At 49.4% G+C, this 21474-nt stretch carries 17 protein-coding genes; 1 reads left to right on the forward strand and 16 read right to left on the reverse strand.

Features of this window, described 5'->3' with window-relative positions:
* Positions 1 to 2: 2 nt before the first annotated feature.
* The 16 genes from EKN38_RS21630 to EKN38_RS21705 all read right to left on the reverse strand — a co-directional run bounded on the left by EKN38_RS21630 (position 3) and on the right by EKN38_RS21705 (position 20343).
* Entirely contained in the window at positions 3 to 1313 is a 1311-nt protein-coding gene (locus EKN38_RS21630; RefSeq protein WP_014830759.1) for an ABC transporter permease, read from the reverse strand.
* Complete coding sequence (locus EKN38_RS21635) at positions 1314 to 1961, reverse strand: hypothetical protein (protein WP_014830758.1); 648 nt, start codon at positions 1959 to 1961, stop codon at positions 1314 to 1316. It lies immediately after the preceding gene.
* Positions 1945 to 2652 carry an ABC transporter ATP-binding protein gene (locus tag EKN38_RS21640; RefSeq protein ID WP_014830757.1) on the reverse strand — a complete coding sequence of 236 codons (708 nt, stop codon included), beginning with the start codon at positions 2650 to 2652 and terminating at the stop codon, positions 1945 to 1947. The genes EKN38_RS21635 and EKN38_RS21640 overlap by 17 nt, the downstream gene beginning before the upstream one ends.
* A 10-nt stretch (positions 2653 to 2662) precedes the next feature.
* Entirely contained in the window at positions 2663 to 3613 is a 951-nt protein-coding gene (locus EKN38_RS21645) for a hypothetical protein (protein WP_014830756.1), read from the reverse strand.
* 18 nt (positions 3614 to 3631) lie between these two features.
* Positions 3632 to 4849 (reverse strand): beta-ketoacyl synthase, encoded by a 1218-nt coding sequence (locus tag EKN38_RS21650; RefSeq protein ID WP_014830755.1) that lies wholly within the window; start codon positions 4847 to 4849, stop codon positions 3632 to 3634.
* A 4-nt stretch (positions 4850 to 4853) separates the two neighbouring features.
* On the reverse strand, positions 4854 to 7412 hold the full coding sequence (locus EKN38_RS21655) for a beta-ketoacyl-[acyl-carrier-protein] synthase family protein (RefSeq protein WP_126522685.1): 2559 nt from the start codon (positions 7410 to 7412) through the stop codon (positions 4854 to 4856).
* A gap of 93 nt (positions 7413 to 7505) precedes the next feature.
* Positions 7506 to 8666: an aminomethyltransferase family protein gene (locus tag EKN38_RS21660; protein WP_014830753.1), complete on the reverse strand. Its 1161-nt coding sequence runs from the start codon at positions 8664 to 8666 to the stop codon at positions 7506 to 7508.
* 29 nt (positions 8667 to 8695) lie between these two features.
* Positions 8696 to 8977: an acyl carrier protein gene (locus EKN38_RS21665; RefSeq protein ID WP_013095701.1), complete on the reverse strand. Its 282-nt coding sequence runs from the start codon at positions 8975 to 8977 to the stop codon at positions 8696 to 8698.
* Positions 8978 to 8998: 21 nt separating this feature from the next.
* On the reverse strand, positions 8999 to 9547 hold the full coding sequence (locus tag EKN38_RS21670) for a 3-hydroxyacyl-ACP dehydratase FabZ family protein (RefSeq protein ID WP_013095700.1): 549 nt from the start codon (positions 9545 to 9547) through the stop codon (positions 8999 to 9001).
* A gap of 3 nt (positions 9548 to 9550) precedes the next feature.
* Positions 9551 to 10306 carry an SDR family oxidoreductase gene (locus EKN38_RS21675; protein WP_014830752.1) on the reverse strand — a complete coding sequence of 252 codons (756 nt, stop codon included), beginning with the start codon at positions 10304 to 10306 and terminating at the stop codon, positions 9551 to 9553.
* 20 nt (positions 10307 to 10326) lie between these two features.
* Positions 10327 to 10695, reverse strand: coding sequence for a holo-ACP synthase (acpS, locus tag EKN38_RS21680; RefSeq protein ID WP_014830751.1), 369 nt, complete (start codon positions 10693 to 10695; stop codon positions 10327 to 10329).
* Between the two features lie 16 nt (positions 10696 to 10711).
* A complete protein-coding gene (locus tag EKN38_RS21685) occupies positions 10712 to 12331 on the reverse strand; it encodes a ShlB/FhaC/HecB family hemolysin secretion/activation protein (protein WP_014830750.1) in 1620 nt (539 codons plus the stop codon).
* 87 nt (positions 12332 to 12418) lie between these two features.
* Entirely contained in the window at positions 12419 to 16291 is a 3873-nt protein-coding gene (locus EKN38_RS21690; protein ID WP_014830749.1) for a filamentous hemagglutinin N-terminal domain-containing protein, read from the reverse strand.
* Positions 16292 to 16587: 296 nt separating this feature from the next.
* Positions 16588 to 18735 carry a polysaccharide biosynthesis tyrosine autokinase gene (locus EKN38_RS21695; RefSeq protein WP_014830748.1) on the reverse strand — a complete coding sequence of 716 codons (2148 nt, stop codon included), beginning with the start codon at positions 18733 to 18735 and terminating at the stop codon, positions 16588 to 16590.
* A 17-nt stretch (positions 18736 to 18752) separates the two neighbouring features.
* On the reverse strand, positions 18753 to 19202 hold the full coding sequence (locus tag EKN38_RS21700; protein ID WP_014830747.1) for a phosphotyrosine protein phosphatase: 450 nt from the start codon (positions 19200 to 19202) through the stop codon (positions 18753 to 18755).
* Between the two features lies 1 nt (position 19203).
* Positions 19204 to 20343 carry a polysaccharide export protein gene (locus EKN38_RS21705; protein WP_014830746.1) on the reverse strand — a complete coding sequence of 380 codons (1140 nt, stop codon included), beginning with the start codon at positions 20341 to 20343 and terminating at the stop codon, positions 19204 to 19206.
* A 364-nt stretch (positions 20344 to 20707) separates the two neighbouring features.
* Between EKN38_RS21705 and EKN38_RS21710 the strand changes: the two genes are divergently transcribed.
* Positions 20708 to 21403 carry a helix-turn-helix transcriptional regulator gene (locus EKN38_RS21710; protein ID WP_043951568.1) on the forward strand — a complete coding sequence of 232 codons (696 nt, stop codon included), beginning with the start codon at positions 20708 to 20710 and terminating at the stop codon, positions 21401 to 21403.
* Positions 21404 to 21474: the final 71 nt, after the last annotated feature.

Raw genomic sequence — 21474 nt, forward strand, 5'->3', positions numbered from 1 at the left:
CCTTACGAAAATTTAAAAGCATCTGAAATATTCAGCCGTGAAGCACGTAATGCAGGCAGCACAGAGGCGCCGGTTGCGGCCAGGATCGGTAATACCAGGGTTATCCAGGTCAGTGCTACGCTGTCGGTTTTAATAAAGGCCGTATAGCCCAGCGATTGCCCCGGTGACGGCGGCATCGCAATACCGTAAAGATTGATGGCAGAGGCAATGGCATAACCTGTCGCCAGACTGCCAATGGCGCCGATAAGACCAATGAAAATCCCTTCCAGTAAAAACAGCCTGGTGACATGCAGGGGTTTCAGGCCAATCGCCCTGAGGGTGGTTATTTCCCGGGTACGTTCGATAATATTCATGGTCATCGAATTGCCGATCATAAAGATCACGATCAATCCGACGATGAGCTTAATGAAGAAATAGATCCCGGATAATAAGCCTTCTACTTGCTGATAAAAGATCGAGGTCTCTTTCCAGTCTTTGACCAGCAGCGGTAAATGATGCTTCGCAATAAACTGACGCAGTTTGGCGCTAAAGACGGCGGTATCGTCGTCCTTCAGCAGGATTAATACCTTACTGACACTGTGGGTTCCCATGATGCGCTGTGCGGTATCAAGCGGGATTTTCATCGCCACATCATCGTAATCCTTAATACCGGACTCAAAGATGCCGCGAAGCTTCATCGATAACGCGCCCTGCCCGCCCTCGGTATTCACCACCAGCACATCCAGCCAGTCGTCATAGTGGGCATTGAGCGTTTTCGCCAGCCCACTGCCCAGCGTGATTTCGTCGGTACGCACCCGGGAGAGATCGCTGCCGGAAATTAATTTATCAAACGATCCCAGCTTTAACGCAGGCAGCGGCTCCACACCCAGGGCGGAAAAATAGCTGGAGGTTTCGCTTTCATATTGCGAAATCACCCCGGTAAATTCCAGCTGACCGGACAGCGTCGAAATATGCGGTGCGAGATCCGGATCGTTGAGAATCGCCTTTTTCAGGGATGCATAATCTGCAATCAGGCTTTTATTTTTATTCGACGTCTGGAAATAATTTTCATTATAAATTTGCACGTGACCAATATTGGTTCGAATCGTTTGCTCTTTCAAAATCCAGAAAGAGTAATCGATAAACCCGCCATACAGAAAAATCGACACGCCACCGAGCATAATGGCGGCCATGGTTGAATAAGATCGTCTCTTGTGGCGAAAGAGGTTTAAAAAAGCAAACTTCACATCCCGCGAGCGGAATAATACGCACCAGAGGACAAAAATCAGAATCAGTACAACAACACTATTCGCTAACACCATAACCCCGGACATTTAGTTCCCTTTCACCAGCGGTAACAAGACCTCTGTCACTTCGTTGATATCCCACTCTGGCGCATCGCCAGAAGCCAGTGGTAATGCAGAGTTGGCGTGACGCAGTTCTGTTTGCGCCAGCAGCGCGTCTGCCTCGGCGGTACGGTTACAGCTCAACAGCGCGCGATAACGCATTTCGTCAATGTGCTTCATCAACCCGGCATTGAATACGTCAGGGCTTTTCGCCATCTGTTCCGTATCTTTTAACGTCACCACACAGCGGCCAATATCGGCTGGCAGGTACGCGTCCACACGCGCACGCATGTAGCGCACCCGTTGATTGCCCTCGTAGAGGTCCACCGCTTCATCGAGATAGAAAAAGCCCGTTTTGCCATACTCAGACGCCCGAATGACGTCATTGGTATTGAGGGCATGCTCCGCCTGGCGCAGCATGCCGTAGGCATAAAAAACCAGCGACAGCGCGTTATCATTGGCCTTGTATTCGGTAAACAACGCACGGGTGATATCGGCTAGCTTATCGGCCTGCGTCGGGAAGCCATTTTTTATCACCTGCTCAGCCATGGGGGCCGCGGCGGCTTTAACGCTCCCGGCATAGGCCATGCAGATCAGCAGCCAGCAGAGAATGAAGAAATTACGATTGTGAATCATGAACTAATACTCCGTCCTTAATTTCAACCACACGCCGCGCGCGCTCTTTCAGCTGGCTTGAGTGCGTCGAAATAATGAAAGTGGTGCGTGTCTCCCGGTTGATTTTCAGCAGCAGATCGAGAATGGCCTCACCGGTGACCAGGTCGAGGTTTCCGGTTGGCTCATCGGCAATCACGACCTGAGGGTCATGCGCCAGTGCACGGGCAATAGCCACGCGCTGCTGTTGTCCACCCGAAAGCTGGCCCGGCTTACGTTCGGTATATCCCGCCAGTCCTACGCTCTCGATAAAATGCAGCGCCCGCTCTTTCGCCTCTTTTTTGCCAATGTGTCCATTCAGCACCAGCGGGTAAAAAACGTTATCAAATACGCTCAGCACGGGGATGAGGTTAAAAAACTGAAATATGAACCCCAGATGCTTGCCACGAATTTCAGATAATTGTTCTTCCGGTAAATTATTGAGTAATTTTCGCAAAAACATCACCGAACCAAATCCCGGCTTATCAATACCCGACAGGATATTTAACAGCGTACTTTTACCGCTGCCGGAGGGGCCGCACAGTGCCAGAAATTCGCCTTTCTCTATTTCAAGATTGATATTTTTCAGGGCATCGACTTTGCCTTCGCCCGAGCCATAACTCTTATAGATATTGTTCAGCGATATCATTGGGAGTTCTTTAATCATTCCGCTCATGGGGGTGTCGTTATTCCTTGCAATAGTCAATGTCGAAATAGCTGTAACCGAACTGTTTATCGGGAACGACAGTTCTTAATTTTCCCGCAAAATGAGGAGCCTGCTGGAGATACGCAAAGCTTAATGCCGGCGTCAGACAGCCACTGGCACCAAAGGTATCGACCAGATCTAACGTCTTTTGCGGCGCAACGGTTGAGCGAGACAGCATCTCTTTACGCAGACCGGCAAATGCCACGCGATCCGCTGCCTGCATGTCCTCAAGGGTATCGGCCATCACGTATTGACCGCCGTTCACCCGGATTGCGCTTTCATGCTGACTAAAGATGAAACAGCCCGCACGCTCAACGGTTAAATTGACATCCTGGGCTTTCCCCCTGTGCTTCTCTCCCCACTTCAGCGCGATATCTTCGTCCGAAAACACCAGCACCGGGATCGCACGGTAGGCGGCGCAGATCACCACGTAATCAAACACATCCCAGCTCAGATAATCCTGTGCCAGACTCAGGGCCTGAATGAAGGATTGCCTTTCACCCCGGATTTTGCACGTCGGTGAATTCACAGAAAATTTCTTCACCAGGTTCTTTGGCAGCGTATCAATCATTGAGATGTGTAATGCGCTGGAGATATTTTCAAACGGCCCGGATTCGCCCCAGGAGTCGACATAAATAAATGCCGTGCGCTGCTTTAGCAGCTTCATTCGCTCTTTCGCCGGCAGCGCCATGAGCGCGTCATCCGCCGCTTGCTCCATCGCATCCAGGTATTTTTGATACTGAGGATTGCGGATCATCTCACCGGCATATAACTCCGGCTGCGTACCAAAACGTTTCAGCCCCCAGCCGTTTGCATGGGTTGATTTGAGCGCTTTATTAAATAAATGCGACTCCCACGCGTTTAGCCAGCTGGGCTGATAGAAATAAAATTTATCTTCCGGCTCAATGAGCGAAAATGAGGATAAATACATGTTACTCTCCATGATCGTTCAACAGCCTGGATGAATATCAGACATCACGGCGCCAATAATTGAGCCATCCACACCAACGCCCACTTTAAGCAGGTGGTTTTTGTGATGACCAATAACGCCACGGTCAATCAGGACATGTTGAGCAACGGCATCAATAATGGTGTCATTGCCAACGGGGGAAATAAGCTCCTGCTGGGTTAGCGAATGATGACCAATGATTAAATCGACAATCCCTGAGCCGGTTGCGGTATAGCCAATCTGGCCTTTATAAGCGAGTACCGGAACCGGATTTCCTTCCGTCAACATCGCTATCGCTTTGGCTTCCGCTTTATCGCTGACGGATGAACCGTTACCGTGAGGGATAATCGCGCACAATGCCTCAACGTCCAGTTCGGCTTTCTTCATTGTGGCCTGCATCACTTTTAAAATATTGGTGCTGAGCCATGAGCTGTCGTTGCTTCTGCCTGCGCTGATTTGGGTATAGGTTGTTTGCAACCGCACGCCGCCCTTCGCCTTTCTGGCGCGACGGTGGCGGGAATTTTCCAGCAGAATGGCACTATAGCCTTCCGCGAAAAGCACCCCCTGGCTGTTTTCACCAAAGGGCTGAACAAGATGGCTATCCAGCATGGATTGCGTATCCAGAAACCAGATATCCTGCGTTTTAATTTTTGAGCAGTTCACCACGAGCACAATATCTACGCCGCCATGCTCGATGGCCTGGCAACCTAAATGCACGGCTGTCATGGATGAATTACTGGTGCAATTCATATTCGGGGGTAAATACTGCAGGTTGTATTTACGCGCAAGGTGACCGGCAATACGATCCTGCGACATATTATCCACATGCAGCTGCATTAATGATTTTGAAAGATAAATATCCTCCACATCATTTTTGTTATAGAAACTTTTAAAGGCCATGCCATCGACCCGCGGGCCGATACCGGTTAAATAAACCCGGGCATTGCACCCGGCCAGCCATTGGACATCCAGGTCGGCCTGGTCGAGTGCATCGTCAATCAGACGATAAAGCAGATCTAATGCGCTATCATCCGTATGATCCAGCGTGGCAATATGTTTATTGCCATCGAACCCACATTTAATTGCCTCGTCGTCGGATTTAAACCAGGGCTTTCTTTCAACGCGTTTGCCCAGCTTCAGATTTTGAATAAGCTGAAGACTGTCTTCGGCAAACGGCAGACAAGAACTGAACCCCGAAATGATAGCGGCATTATCCACAATATTATCCTTTAATCACAAACGCGTAGTAGTTACCGCCTTCCGTCGCACCCACCAGCAATACGTGCTTCAGGGCAAGTTTTAACGGTTCACGAACGAAGTTAATTCGCTTATCGAAAAACTCAACGGTATGAGGAATAGCGGGCACCGCCTGCTTCTTAATGCAGTCAATAATGACGGCCAGGTTAAGCAGACCGGCAGCAGACGCCACAAAGCCAAAGCAGGCGTTGTAGTTCACGACCGGCACGTCCGGTTTTGCCTGGGCGAAGGTTTGGCAAATCGCATCAATTTCAATGCGCGAACTGTCATCGCTGCCGTTGCTGGTACCACAGACCAGGTCGATCTCCTGCGCCGTAATACCGGCATCCGCCAGCGCACGGGCGATAGCCAGCGCCATGGAGGAGGATTTCTCGTCCCGCTGAGAGGCATCAAAATAGCTGTTGCTACAGGCTTTACCGTAACCGGCCACTTCCGCCAGCACTTCTGCACCACGCGCGGCTGCACGCTGCGGATCTTCCAGCAGCAACATGCAGGCGCCTTCGCCAGGAATGTAACCCTTCGGATCGTTACCGTAGATCTGATATTCCCTGGCGTCGGAGGTCATATGCAGCTTGCGGGTAACGGCGTCCATATAGAGTGACATGGACGGGAAATACTCGTCCGCGCCGCCCACCAGCACCTGCGGCTGCAGATCCTGACGCACGATTTCGTAGCCGTAGGTTAATGCGCCTAATGCCGCATTCTCGCCGGTCGCCAGCGTAGTGGTGTAGCCCTTGATCCCTTCCGAAATACCGCAGAACGTCGGGATGGAGTTCATCAACGATCCCGGGAATTCAGAGGTTCTGACTTTACGTGGGTCTGGCTTAAGGCTCTGCAGATATTTGTAGGTCGTCTCCTGCGGGCCACTGGACATTCCCATGACCATGCCAAGCTCATCGCCATCACGCTTGATTTTACGCTTCGCCTGCTCCAGCGCTTCGGACAGGGCAATCAATGCGAACGTACCGCCACGCGTGGCCTTGCGAGGGTCAAAGCGGCGCAGATGTTTACGCGGTTCCAGCCCGGAAACCTGGAAGGTTTTAAAGTGTTCATTCGCTTCCGGCAGCGTTTCGGCCAGCGCGTTGAAATCGTCACCAAACAGCGCTTCGAACTGACGGGTGGTTTCCAGCACATCCAGTAACTCTTTCGCCTCTTCCAGCGTGTCTTCCGGGAAGGTGACGCCGCCCAGCTCAACGGTATGGTTCTGTTGCCATACGTTGTCGAGGATCTCGTGAACGGTGTGACCAATCGCGGAAACGGCACCCAGGCCGGTGATCGCCACGCGCTTTTCGTCGTAGGTACTGACCGGGACCGAACAAGGCTCCATGCTGATGATCATGCTGCAGTTGTTACCGCCGAAGGCATAATTGTTCTTCATGAAGAGGTTGATTTTCTGGTCACGGAAGTCGTTTGGCACGTAATCCAGATCGCAGTTTGGACGCGCGTTAGTAAAGTTCAGCGTCGGCAGAACGCGGTTATCCGGCAGCGTGACCAGGCAGGCGATCAGTTCGACGATCCCCGCCGCGCCAATATTATGACCAAAATAAGACTTGGTAGAGCTCACCAACAGTTTCTCATTGTTGGCAAACACCTTTTTCATCGCCAGCGTTTCGATACGGTCGTTGGCTTCTGTTCCGGTACCGTGGGCGTTGACATATTCGATCTGATCCGGGGTAACGCCGGCATTTTCCATCGCCTTATGCATCACCTGTACCGCGCCGCTGGCGCGTGGATCCGGTCCGGTTTCGTGGAACGCATCGCAGGAGGTGGCATAAGAGAGAATTTCACCGTAAATGGTGGCGCCGCGTGCGACAGCATGTTCGTACTCTTCAAGTACGATCGCCCCGTCCCCTTCACCAATGGACATCCCCGTATTGCCGGAGAACGGCGTGCAGGCGTCCGGATGCATCACGTTCAGGGCATAAAAGCCCGCGAAGGTGGGCAGGTAGATAGGTTCTGTCCCGACCGCCAGCATGGTTTTGCTTTTGCCGTTCTGGATGTAGTCAAACGCCATGCCGACCGCGTTAGGGCTGGCCGTACAGGCGGTCGCGACCAGTTCAACACCGCCCTGTAACCCGAGCAGCGTGGAGACGCTGGAACAGCAGGAGGAGAAACCGCCAGAGAACAGCGCCTTACGCAGGGAAAAGTCTTCCATGCGTTGCTCAAACAGCGGCAGAAATGCCTCGGTCCCGGCAGACGACACGCCGACAATCAAACCGGTTTCTTTTAGGTGCGCTTTGTTCTCAGCCAGCCCCGCCTGATTCAGCGCATCTTTACCCACTTTGTAGGCCCAGAGTGCGGCATTATCCAGGGAGGCGATAACGTCGTCCGGTAATTCCGAATAGTCAATGTCATGTAAGACTTCAGCGGCTCTGGCGTTTTCAAACCATTTTGAAAAACGCACGCTGTCCGTGACGCCATTTTTTTTATTCAGTAAGGCGTCTCTGAAATCCTGCAGGTTTTCAGCCAGCGAAGAGAGAATACCGATCCCGGTAATGACAACCCGTTTTCTGTTTGTCTTCATAAATATATGTACCGCCATGTACAGGCAATGAGCAGCGAAAAGGATCCGTGGTGTTATTCCCACGGATTCGCTTCTCGCTGTTTCGATTAATAATTACAGTGCGCTTTTCGCTTTAGAGGCATCCACAAAACTGTGTTCAGTTGGATTAACCAGCATGCTCAGGTTATAAATAAATGGCATACCTTTGGTTTTCGCGGCTACCGTTTCAGAACGCGTTTGAATAGCAAAGCCGCTAATATCAGACCATGCATATTCATTGTCGATCAGCGCCAGGGCAATAAAGCACTGCAGGGCTGGAGAATAGATAGCCTTAGCGACTTTCCCTACCACCTGCCCCTCAACCAGTACGTTATCGCCGGATTCAATGCCCGAACATTCGCCCTCGACAATCATGCCGATCACCTTGCGTGCGCCTTCGCGGTGAGAGAGCTCTTCGGCCGCGTCTTTACCTACAAAGCCTTCTTTGTCGTACTGCACAGCCCATTGCAGCTGCAGCTCTACCGGATTGAGGTTGTACTCAGCCCACAGCGCCTCATCCCAGCCTGGGTTTTCGATACGCACAATTTTCTGGTAATCCAGCCCGCCGGTCTGCAGCAGGTATTTGCCGCCGTGCTCCAGCAGTTGCTGCCACTGATCCAGCAGCTGTTCCTGCTGGCCAATAACCATATAGGCGAATTCACCGTGTTTACCGCAGCGGAATACCATCAGCTCGTCGTCGGTATTCATGTACTCGTAATAAGGCAGACCAATCACGTCGAAACCGTGGATCTCAGACATCAGTTCCCAGGAGTACGGCCCTTCTACCATGATCGCGCCCCAGTTCTGCTCGCGCATGTCAGCAATTTCAGGGGTTTCCTGGATATCCAGTTCGTCGGCTTTTTCCAGAAGGGCGTTCAGGCCAGCGATAATTTCCGCCGCCGGAATGTTCTCGGACATGATGTAATAGCCGTCGGATGAGCAGAGCACATACACATCACCGCGCACCGTACCGTCTTCATTCAGTACCAGCGAGTAGATCCCTTGCTCGTCACGGATAATTGATACATCGGCAGAGACAAAATAATTCACCAGCGCCCAGGCATCATCACCCATCACGCTGACAATGGACATGTGGGTATAGTCCACCAGCAGGGCATTTTCACGTACGGCTTTATATTCCACCATCGGATCGTGATAGGCAGAAGGAACGTTGGCATTGTTGTAAATGCCCATTTTCGCATTGTTTTTTAAATGAAAATCATAAAGAGACTTCATAACGTGATCCTGTTATTTGCAATGATAAATTAAGCTTTTTTCTTCTGGATGATAAACGTCGCCAGATTGTTGATACTTCTCATATAAGAAGGATCATCGCTTTCGCTCACTTTGATATCGAAAACTTTATCCAGCATGACCACGATTTCCGTTGCATCAACGGAGTCCAGTTTTAAACCATTACCAAACAGGGCGGTATCATCATCAATTTGAGATTCATCACGTTGGATATTTAAACGCTGAATGATCTCAGTTTTAATTGTCATCAGCACGTCCTTGCGCTGGTCAATTTCGTTTTTCATTGTAGACATGGTTTTAACTCTCTCAGGGGTTTACTTTGTTTCGCGGAAATTAATAATGGTGCCATGGCTGATTAACCGCTTGCCGACGTTAGCCGTCACGGAATAATGCTTAAAGCCATGGGCATCAGAAAATGCCAGCTTGCTGGTCACTTCAATCGAATCACCTGGGTAGGCAATATCTTTAAATTTCAAATTCTGGGCCGCCAGAACACCGCGAACCTGCGCGCGGCGCGTGCGAATGATCTCCCGCATCTCGTCACGCTGAATGAGCGCATGAATATCGCGTAACGATTTCAGCTCCGTGCCGTATGTCTGGTTGTAGATATCGCAGATATCAGTGAGGAACGAGAGGTACTCGCTGGCCTGACCAAAAATCTCAGAAATAATAACCCCAGGCATGATCGGATCGTCCGGGAAATGCCCGAGCAAATAGGGCTCGTTGTAGGTGATATGCTTCGTCACCTTCACAAAGCCATTTTCGCCATATTTGAAGTCATCAATTCTGTCGACCATCAGCAACGGCTGACGCCAGCCGCCCATTTCCAGAAAGATCTTCGAGGGGATAACGTATTTAGACATAAATCACCGCATCACCAGGCCGCCATCGATAACGATGGTTTGACCCACAATGTAGCTGGAGACAGTGGAGCCCAGATAAACGACGGTATTGGCAACCTCGTCGCATTTGCCCAGACGACGCAATGGAATAGATGCCGTTACGCCACGCACCACCGTGCGGGATACTTTTTTCACCATTTTGGATTCAATCATCCCCGGCGCGATGGCATTTACGCGCACGCCATACGGCGCCAGTTCAGCCGCCAGCGTGCGGGTGAATCCCAGGATTGCGCCCTTCGACGCGCTGTAGTTCGCCTGCCCGACGCTTGGGATAATGGCCGCAATGGAGGCCACATTGATGATGGCCGGGTTTTCTGCGGAGCGCAGCAGCATTAAGGCTTCTTTCGTCAGACGGAAAATGCTGAACAGGTTGGTGTCTACCACCTGGCTGAAGTCATCAAAGCTCATCGAGGCAAACAGGCTGTCTTTTACAATCCCGGCGTTGTTAACCAGCACATCCAGCTTGCCCGCTTCCTCGGTCAGGCGTGAACAGAGTGCAGTGACACTCTGCGCATCGGCGAGATCGCACTGAATTACGGTGAGCTTGCTTCCTGCCGGATGCGTTTCTTTCAGTTCCGTTAATTGCGTGGCATTGGATTTATACAGCGCATAAACATCGCAATTCTGGTCAAGAAATTTAGCGCAGATCGCCAGGCCAATATCACCACTGGCGCCGGTGACCAGAACCGTCTTTTCCTTAAGATCATTATATTGATACATAATATTCACAATTAGTTAGGTTAATAAAGTATGACAACGGCTGTCGCATAGTGCTGACAATGCGAAATACTGAGCGAGGCATTCGCCATCTGCTTTTCAATAAGCAGCTCTTTGACTCGCCCAGAGAAAATCAGATGGGGACAACCCAGTTCGTCATGGTTTATTTCAATATCCTTAAAGGTGATGCCGTCGCGATATCCACAGCCAAGCGCCTTAACGACCGCCTCTTTTGCCGCCCAGAAACCTGATGCGCGCTCATAGTTAGGATCTTCCCGGTTAATTTTTATATTTTCTTGCGGGGTAAAGACGCGCTGTAAAAAATCGCTTTGCCAGTTTGTTATCGCTCGCTGTATGCGCGAAACTTCCACAATGTCCGTGCCGATACGCATTTATCGTGCTTCCCTTTCAAAGCTGATAAGAAAGATTCAGATTAAAATTAAATTTATTCACGTCCATGCTGCCAGGATATTTAACCGGCATGGAGACTGATGAATCGTACGCCAGACTTTTCACATTCCCCTGAATACCCAGGGTGCTGCCGACGATAATCTCTTCGCCATAGACACTGTCCCGTCTTATATGACCGGCGTCCACGCCAACATAATAATTTGCGTTCATTCCTCGCACCGGGCGATAAAATGTATTTTGCAGGTAGTACCCGCTGTTCCCGGTCAGGCCTACGCTATTTTCAAACCCGCGCACGCTCCAGCGATCGCCCATCGTCATTTGATCCTGCAGCGTCAGCTCACGCGGTGCGTATTGCGCCAAAAAAAAAGCGCTATAGGCGTTTTGAGAAAATTGTCGGGTATAGCGACTTTCCACATTCACCAGCTGACTGACGGGACTGACATTGCCATACACCATATCCGGCGTTTTTTCAGCGCCGAACCAGGTGACAAAACGCTGCCAGGATACCGTTGAATCCCAGTGTGCATTTGCCAGCTGCTGCGTGTAATTCACGCCAAACCTGACGTTATCCATGTCACGCTTCTGTAAGACAAGTTCCTCGCCATTAAGGGTATAACTGGCTTTTCGACGGATCAGCTCGGCATTCCCCGTCACCTTCCGGCTTTTATCCCGGTAGACCGTGCGCGTCGCCTTAATGCTCCCGTAGTCACTCTTACCGGCGTAATCCACCGTGGTGTAATAGAGCGGTATCGCCTGACGCGACTTGCTGCTGCTATAAAACAGCGAATAGTTCCAGTAGCCTACCGGCAAGGCATAGTAACCACTTACACTCTGATACTGACCCGTCGTGCTCTTCGTTCCGGCGAGATAAAACAGATCGCTAAACCGGGCGATGTTATAGAGATAGCCCACCACAGAGGTCAGGTGTTCTCCTGTCGCTTTATCGCCCCAGTTGTTATAGCTCGCCCGCACGCTCCACTGTTTTTCCCGGTTGGTGCTGATGCGAATGGTGCTATACCCGTGCTTCGTACCCGGCTCGATATTGATCTTCACATCCACGCCGGGTTCTTGCTGCAGGTTTTCCAGACCCTGCTCGATATCGCGAATATTAAGGATGTCCTCTTTCGCAAACGGCAGCATCCATGGATTAATATCATTATGCTCGACAATAATTTTTTCTATCTTCCCCGCATTGACGTCAAGCTTCAGCGTACCAGACGAAATATTCTGCGAAGGGATCGTAATGCGGGTCGTGATGTAACCGGCATCGATATAAAAATCCTGTAACGCGGCGGCAATTTTCACCACACCGATGCTGCCCACGCAACGCCCGACGATCTCTTTTTTTATCGCCTTTTCGGTTTTACGTTTCAAAAAATCATTATCAAGAACAAGTGCTTTAAGGGTAAAACAGTTTTTCTCCTCAGGTAATTTATCCAGTCTAAATACTTTACGTTCGGTGCTGGAGAAAACATCCTGCCGATACACCTTGTGTTCTTTGAAAGTATTTAGATCTGCATTTTGCTGCTGTTTAATCAGGGCATTAATATCGTCAACTGCAAACGCTTGAGACGACATTACCAGCAATGACAGTAAAAATTTAAATCGCAGTTCCATTCACTTTCTCAGAAAAAAAGGCAGCAGGGTCTCGTGCTGACTTTGCGCTATCAGACAATAGCTGCTGCCTTTTGTTACATTTTTAGATTACATACCAACAATCGTGCCGGTATTGGTCACTTTATTGGTAATCAGTTCCATACCGTATAAGCCACCAAATACTGCATCCTGACCGCTGTTTGTCACGTTATTCGCCGTGACACCCGCAACGCCATACGTCAGCATATTGAGGTAGTTATAGATATTCCCAGCTGTTTTCACAGACAGCGTATAATCGCTCACAATATTACCGCGGTTGTTAATGTCGGCACCGGCATTAATCACGATATTCTGTGCAAGGATATTGCCGTTGGCATTATTGGTAACATGACGCTGAGTATCAATTTTCGCGCTGGCCACACCCACGATGTCTTTAAAGTTCTCAACACCGTTCAGGGCATTAATCGCCAGAGCGTTACCTGAAGAGATTGCATTGCGGTTAGTCAGTGCACCTTTCAGGATAGTGAAGTTCAGATCGCCTTTACCGCTGATCCAACCGTAGTTGGTGACGTTGTTATCAACCGTCAGATTGAGATTCTTATCTGACGCGATAACGCCGGTCGCCGTGTTGCTCTCCATGCTGCCATCGCTGTAGTTGTTCAGCGTACCCGCAGTGATATCCAGGTTGCCTGCACTGTAGGTGGTGGCATAGTTGTTATAGAACGTACCGGCCGCTTTGATGATGGCGTCAGCGCCGCTCACCAGCATCGCGCGGGTGTTGTCCAGCGTCCCTTTAGACAGCACGCTCAGCGCACCGTTATCAGCGATGATGCTACTGTTGTTGTTGTAGACGTTTTGACCGGAAACAGCGACACCTTCACGGCCAATCATGCCACCCACATCGCCCGTCACACCGAAGGTTTCGCCATGATTACGTACGAAGTTGTTACCGTCACGGTTTTCAACATTCCCTGCCGCGTTCACGGAGAGCTTTTTGTCCGCCACGATCATGGCAGTGTTGTTGTAAACCGCACCTTTTGACTCGACGGTGACATTCTTACCGGCAATCAGACCGTTGTTGTTATCAACGGTGTTGGCAGCCAGTGTGATATCACCCGTCTGAGAAAGGACGGAACCACGGTTGCTGTCGAAATACCCCGTCAGCGCCAGATCGATATTGCCGTAAGCGGCAACCCGACCGTAGTCGTTGTTCAGACGGTTCGCTTTCAGCGCAATATCGCTACCGGACAGGAGCTGACCATAGTAGTTATCTACGGTGCCACCCGCATTGATAGTGATATCGCCAGTCTCAGAGCTGATTTCGCCGCGGCTGTTGCTCACATTCCCGGCCGCTGTCAGCGTGACATCACCCACCGCTTTGATTTTGCGCGAGCCGTTATCAATGTTATTGGCACTTAAGGCAATGTCACCATAGCTGATCATATTCAGATCGTTATAGATATTGCCTTTAGCGCTCATCGCCAGGCTGCTGTCAGCCACGATATTGCCACGGTTGTTAATATCATAGACCGCAGAGATCGTGACCTTATCACCCACCATATTGCTGTTGGAGTTGTTGGTTACACCACGCTGGCTGTTCACCACCAGATGCTCGCCCGCGGCGATATCTTTCAGGTTTTCAACCCCGGTCTGTGCAGACACGGTCAGAGACTTCTCAGCGGAGAGCGTATTACGGTTAGTTAAAGAACCGTTCAGAATATTGAGAATGGCATCACCGAGGCTGCTGATCCAGCCATAGTTGGTGAAGCTGTTCTTCACATTCATGGTCAGTTTTTTATCTGCCGCGATAACGCCAGTCGCGTTGTTATCTTCCAGCGCACCGTTGCTGTAGTTGCTCACGCTGTTCGCATCAATCAGCAGGTCGCCCACGCTGTAGATGGTTGCGTAGTTGTTCGTCAGGGTGCTTCCCGCTTTGATGGAGGCATCCCCGCCGCTGACCAGCAACGAACGCGCGTTATCAATGCTGCCTCGTGCCTGCATTGTAAGCGGGCCATTTTCAGCAATGATGCGGCTTTCGCCGTTATAGATATAGTTCCCGGACAGCGAGACGCCTTCTTTACCAACCATACCGCCGTTCTGCTGCGGCATGCCGAAGTAGGTACCAAATGCGGATCCGAAATCGGTACCGTAACGGTTTTCGATGTTATCGCCTGCAGTGACGCTCAATACCTTACTGGCAACGATGAACGCGGTGTTGTTGTTCACCCCTGCGTTGGCATTAATGGTGACGTTTTGTCCCATAATGAAGCCACCGCGGTTGTTCAGGGCATTCGATGCCAGGGCAACATCCCCTTCTTCAGAGCTGAAGACGCCGATGTAGTTGGTGATGTTTCCACCCACTGCGGCACTCACACCGGTACGACCCGCAACACCGCCGTTGTCGTTACGCAGAGAGGCCGCTTTGGCAATAACCTTTCTGTTTGAGTTCAGTTTGCCCGAGTAGTTATCAATCGCGCCGGCACTTTCAAGGGAGATATCGCCATTTGACGCCATCTGCCCACCGTTGTTATTGATGCTGTTCGCGGCAATCTGCACGCCCTTCTCAGCGATAATGCCTAACGAGTCATTGCTGGCCGTGTCGGCGGTTTTGGTCGCGCCGTTGTTAATCGTACCTTTCGCGGCAATCTTGGTGAAACCGCCCGCAGAACGGATCATGCCCCGGTTGTTATCGACGTTACCGCCGCTCACAACGTTCACATCGCCAAGGGAGTCGACTAAACCGCTGTTGTTGTTCACAGCAGCAGATTCAAGACCCACATACCCGCCCTTGATCTGGCCGTTGCTGTTATTCAGGGTACCGGTTTTTAACGCCACGATACCGGCTTCAATACCGACAGTATTTCCTTTACCGTAGTTAGTTAAGGTGTTGCCGTTGGTATCCGCAGCCAGCATGCCTGCCGCCGCCATTTTGCCGTTGGTGTTATCAATGGCGCCGCTATTGACATAGAGGTCTCCCATTGTCGAAATGTTGCCTGAACGGCTGTTGTTGAGGCTGTTTTTGTTGGTGTCCAGCGCGATGGTACCTACAGAGGTAATATCCCCGGTGACGTTGCTCAGTGCGCCGTTGGTTTTAATATTGATCTGACCAGAGGACTCAATGCGCGCATTGTTGTTCAGCAACTGACCGTTAGCGTCAATATTTACGCCGTTGATGCCACCCGCAATAATGCCCTGGTTACGCACGCCGACACCGCTTTCGGTGCTGACGAGGTTAATCTTATTGGCATACATACCGCCCAGCGCAGCAACGTCAATGCTGTTGGCATTACGCGTTCCGGCTGCGGCTACTGAACCGGTCACCTGACCTGCAGCGTTAACGTAGTTATTACCGGCGACAACGTTCAGCTCGTTAGCTGTGACTTTATCGGTCACGACAACATTGCGAGACAAAATTTCCGTCGGGCTGGCGTTATTCAGTTTACCCAGCGTAATGGTACCACCGTTAACAGAATAACCGGCTAACTGATCGTTCTGAATATCCGGCGTACCGGTTGTCAGGGTCAGTTTACTGGTGTTAATGGCGCCGCCACCGTTAACGGTAATACCGTTCGGGTTAGCAATTATTAAATCGGCTTTATCGCCGGCCACTTCCATCATGCCGTTAATTGCAGAGGCATTTTTAGACGTGACTTCGTTCAGGATGACTTTCGCCGTCCCGGACGTCAGATTGCTGTTCCCCTGAATCTTACCCGCCAGAACGGTATTTGATTCAGTCATGCTGTTATTGAAGATAAGCCCATTCTTATCAACGTTTAAGTTGTCATACACATTATGAGAAAGCCCCTTATCGTTGGCTTTATTAATGTTAATGACAGGCACATTCCCGGCAGTATAAACCACGCCGTTCTTGATGTTGATCGCTGCTGAGTGCGCAACAATTGGCAGAGCGAGTAGCACAGAAGCGGCAACAGGATGCCACTTCAACTCTAGTTGAAAGACTTTATTTTTATTACTATTCATTTAATCGACTCTTTATTTCGGAATCATTACATTTTTTCAAAATATAACATCACCACTCTAAATCACTACTTCATATCCGTTGATTACTGTTTATCCCCCCTTGTGGTTCCCTGATGGTTCATTAATTTAGATTTTAAGAGCATTCCTTGGTATTAATTCTGGCATTTTTATCTGGAATTGGCATTCAGACTGCATTACATAACGGGAACTTTTAACCAGGAACAAGTCCACAGGCATTAGGAATATTACACATTCCCTGCCTGTCAAGACTTATTCCTTAAAAGAAGAGAGATGAATTACTCCTGGTATGAATAATCGCCATAGCTATAGGCGGCCGAAGCGCGTTTTTCAACGCCGTTGAATATGACCCCCTGGATGGCGATCCCGTTTTGATTGAATCGACGCAGCCCCGCTTCCACCTCCTGGATCGAGTTCTGTTCGAACCTGACGACCATCAGAGATGTTGAGGCAAATCGGCCAATAATCGCGGCATCCGTAACGCTCAGAATAGGCGGCGTATCGAGAATAATGACATCGTATTGCGCTGAACAGGCGGCAACGAGTGCCTGGAATTTCTCCGTCATAAACAGCTCGGCGGGGTTATTGACCATTCTTCCCCGGCCAATAAAATCGACGCCCTGGTACTCTGTCTCTTCTATCACCTGGGACACCGCCACATTCGCTGAGAGATAATCAGCAAGCCCGACATGGCCTTCCGCCTGCGAGAAGATGCTGTGCAAATATCCCCTTCTCAGATCGCAATCAATCAGCAGCACCCGTGAACCGGCCTGCGCCATCAGCACCGCCAGGTTTGAACTGACGAAGGATTTACCCACCCCCGGAGAGGTGCCTGAAATCATTAATATTTTATTTTCTGACTTCAGCATGGCGAAATGAAGGCTGGTCCGCAGCCCTCTTATCGCCTCGACCGCCAGCGAGGTTGGCGACGATTTCACTAACAGCTCATCAGACTGATAGGTGGTAATCGCCCGGCAGCGTCTGCTCTTTGTCAGTTCAGGTGCCAGCGGTACGACGGCGTGGACAGGGATGCCCCGTTTTTCCAGCTCCGCGGGTTGTTTGATCCCTTTAATTAACATGTTGCGTAGCAGAATCACGCCGGAGGCGAACAGGAAGCCCAACAGCGCCGACAGGATGACAATCAACGTTTTTTTCGGTTTAATCGGCTTATGCTGCGTAACGGCATTGTCAATAATACGAACATTACCCAGCGTACTGGCTTTATTAATATTGAGCTCATGCTGCTTATTCAACAGCACCATATAGATATCATTTCCCATCTGCACATCACGGGTCATGCTCAAAATTTCTTGCTGAGTCCGCGGCATCGTACTGATACGTTGATTGAGCTTCTCTTTCTCTTCCTGCAGTACCGCACGTTTTTCTGACAGCGCTTTATAAGCCGGATGCGAACGTTTATAGAGCTTTGAAATTTCAGCTTCTTTAAAGGTTAATTCATTCAGTTGGGTATCAATGGACACCACATTGTCTAAAATGAATTTCGCTTCAAGGGATAAATCCACCGACTCATTATTCTTTCTGAAATCATTGAGTTTCGTTTCTGCCGTCACCAGATTGTTTTTGATTTGCAGTAATTGTTCGTTCACAAAGGCCAGACTCTTGCTGGCCTCTTCTGACTTACGCTCAACGTCCTGGGCAAGATAATTGTGGCTGATCGTTTCAAGGATTTTGCTGATCATCACCGGATCGGTGCCGGTCATGCTCAGATGCAGCATCCCATTGCCACCGGATTTTCCATCCACGACGATATTGTTTTTGATCTCATCAATTACCGAATATTCATTGTGCTTACGTAAAATGAACACGGTGTCCTGGGTCAGTTCGGCACGTTCAATCATAAAATCAATGCCGTGCGCGTGAAGAGGAACCCCCACTTTACCGTGCAAAACGGCCTCGCCGACCTGCAGGGTGTACTCACCCGCAGCAGTTATCGTCAGGATCAACGCTTCGTTCAGGAACTCCTCGGGGACAGTTAAAGTTGCAACCTCAATGTTACCCGTGGATTTGCCAAACAGGCGCAGGAGCAGGGTATTCGCAAACGGATAGCGTTTTTCAGTCACGGAGATATCCAGCCCCAGATCGCGCACGGTTTTACCGATCACCATTCGCGATTTAATTAACGAAATTTCAGATTCTGAAGCGACCCCGGAGCCTTCAGGTAGCATCGTAGAGAGCTTATTCAACAGCCCCGTAGATGCATTTCTCTCAACCTGAATTAACGCATCACTTTTATAGACCGGCGCTAAGGTGTAAGCAATAACGATGCCGAAAGCGATAAACAGTAATGTCGTCGCCGCTATCCAGACCTTACTGTAATATAAGACTTTGAGGAGTTGAACGATGTCAATATCCTCCTGCCGCGGAACATTATCGGTTTGCGAATTGCTAATCTGTTTGTCAAACATGCTCTAATCAGCCCTGATTATTTAACCTGCTGGAAAACCTTGACCCATTCTTCGGCAGCGGAAAAAAGTTGTTTAAAAATAACACCTGAGATATCTCGACCCCGACGATAAGGATCAGGAATTTCCATTTGCTGGAGCCAATATCCGAATAAAAATGTCTTTCCCCGGGCTTCCATTGCCAGGCGGGTCACGGCTTCAATATGGTTTTGCTCCATGGCCAGAATCAAATCATATTCACGACACATCAGCGGTGTAAGTTGTTTGGCACAATGACCCTCTAATGAAAGGCCATTCTCACGTGCAGTGTTAACCATTACGGGATCTGCCGCTTCCCCCGTTAACGCAGCAATCCCGGCGGAATCCACGATCATATTGGGCAAGCGAGAACGCAAAATGCGTTCCCCCACCGGGGAACGACAAATATTGCCTGTGCAGACGACAAGAATGGACTGATACCTTCCATTCATATTAATTACTCCAGTTTCTGATGAAGCGCGTCGTTTCAGTCAGGCTGTAGACACCACTAATGGTTGGCATTAATTGATTAATGACTCTGTTCCAGCGCGCAATCGGTGCGGTCGTCACATACACAATATCGTACGGCTTGAGCCTGAATTCGGTGCCAAGCACCAGCGCCGTCGCATCCCTGGCATCAAGCTGATAAATATTTGCCTGTTTTCCTTTTGACGCATCCGGTTTGTTTTCCGAACGGATCACAAAAATACCGCTGGCATCACTGGTTAATTGATTCATGCCCTCCGCATTACCCAACGCTTCGGTCAGCGTCATGCCTGAGCGATCCATTTTCATGGTGGTTTGCTTCACCACATCGCCCATAACAAAGACTTTTAAATCATCATTACGCGGGATATACAGAATATCGCCGGAATAGAGCAACTTGTTTTGCTGCAGATCGCCATACTGCATAAGCGCTTGCAGCGAGATGATTGATTTTTTACCCCCCTGGGTTAAAACAGCATTCCCCCAGTCTGCGTTTTCAGTCAGCCCACCCGCCAGATTAACCGCATCAATGATGGTCAATGGAACGTTAGTGATGGGCTGCTGCCCGGACTGATTAACTTCACCAGAGACATACACTTTCTGAGAGCGAAACGCGGCAATCCCCACATCGACCTGTGGGGACTCAATGTATTTCGCCAGGTGTTCGGTAATCAGCTCTCTGACTTCAGTGACTGTTTTATCCTTAACATGGATTTTCCCGATGTACGGATAAAAAATAGTGCCGTCTGAATGGACCCAGTTTCCCGTATCGCTGGCGCTACGATACTGGCCAGACGGGGTGGTAAGCTCAGGATGTTCCCACACCGTGACCATAATGATGTCACCAACCCCAATACGGTACTCATACGCTTCGAGTCGTTTATTCAGCTCCGCATTGGCGTGGGCGACCACGACGTTTTCACGTAATTTCTCAATCAGTGCCGGCGTAACGGGGTAAACATTCACCTTTACGTCATTGATATTATCGGGGTCGGGCGTTTCGACAACCGTTTTTCCGTCGGTATCAATATGGCTTCCGGGGGTTATCTGACACCCTGCCAGTAAAAATAGCGTGGTGAAAATAAACAGAGCTGGCAATTTTCTCATACTTTTCTTTATGCCATTTCGGTGAAATGACATTTCCTTATAATTAATCAATCACCCATGATGGTGCAGAGAGAATGAAGCGTGGCATTCCACAATTGATTAAATGATAAACCTTAAAAGTATGCATGTCCTGTAGACGTGGAGTAATCCTAACCCCTGACATCTCTTTCTTATCATTAATATAGAAAGCCGTCCAATCATCAGGCACGTAAACAATTCCCATTTGTGCGGGGACTATTCTCACATATTAACCCTGAGACATCGTGTAAAATGAAAATATATACATACCGTATCATAAGATCGTTAGCATGCAAATCTTACACCAAAAAGAGGCGTGCAGAATACATTAACCAAAGGGATAAAAATGGATACGTCGCGGGTCATATTATCAAGATGTCATTTCAGCAACATCGGATTGCGCCATTTACTTTCCAATACGTTCAAAAAAGAAGAGATTCTCTCTTTTTATAATCAGCACCATTTACACGACTGGGTAAAAGGTATGAAAAAAGATAGTTTTTTTACCTTGTACCTGGTGCTTCCTGACTCTATTTATAGCAACATCATCTACTTTCAGTGGCTTATCTCACTAAAACAGAAAACAAACCTCCACGCCATTGAAGAGATCATCATCGCTTACCACTCGGATATCTTTCCGGAGCTTTTCGCCTGCATCTGCTCGCATTACAAACATCGTCTCGTGAATATCAATAATCTGACCAACGATGAAATTGTCAGGAAAATGCATACCCAGCGTCACCCCAGCAAAAGCGTGATCGTCAAAAAACATATCGAACTGACGCATATGGAGTTCTGTGTCCTGAAGTTAATGATCTCAGGCTACACGATTGACGACATCAGTACCTTATATAACATCAAGCCAAAAACCACTTATACCTACAGCAACAGCATAATGAAACAGTTGGGGTTTAACTCTTTAAAGAAAATCTATTCCTGCGGCGAAATCATTAAATCCTCGATTGACCATGACATAATCAGAGAAAAGAAAAAGTACTACAGCATTGCCCACATTAAGATGTACGAACCACAAACTGCTTAATCCCTCACCGCCTCTAACACGTCGCCCGTGTCTCCATAACACCGTCAAATTATTCACAAAAAAATACGGAA

Source organism: Enterobacter sp. WCHEn045836 (genome assembly GCF_003965585.1).
GTDB lineage: Bacteria > Pseudomonadota > Gammaproteobacteria > Enterobacterales > Enterobacteriaceae > Enterobacter > Enterobacter dissolvens.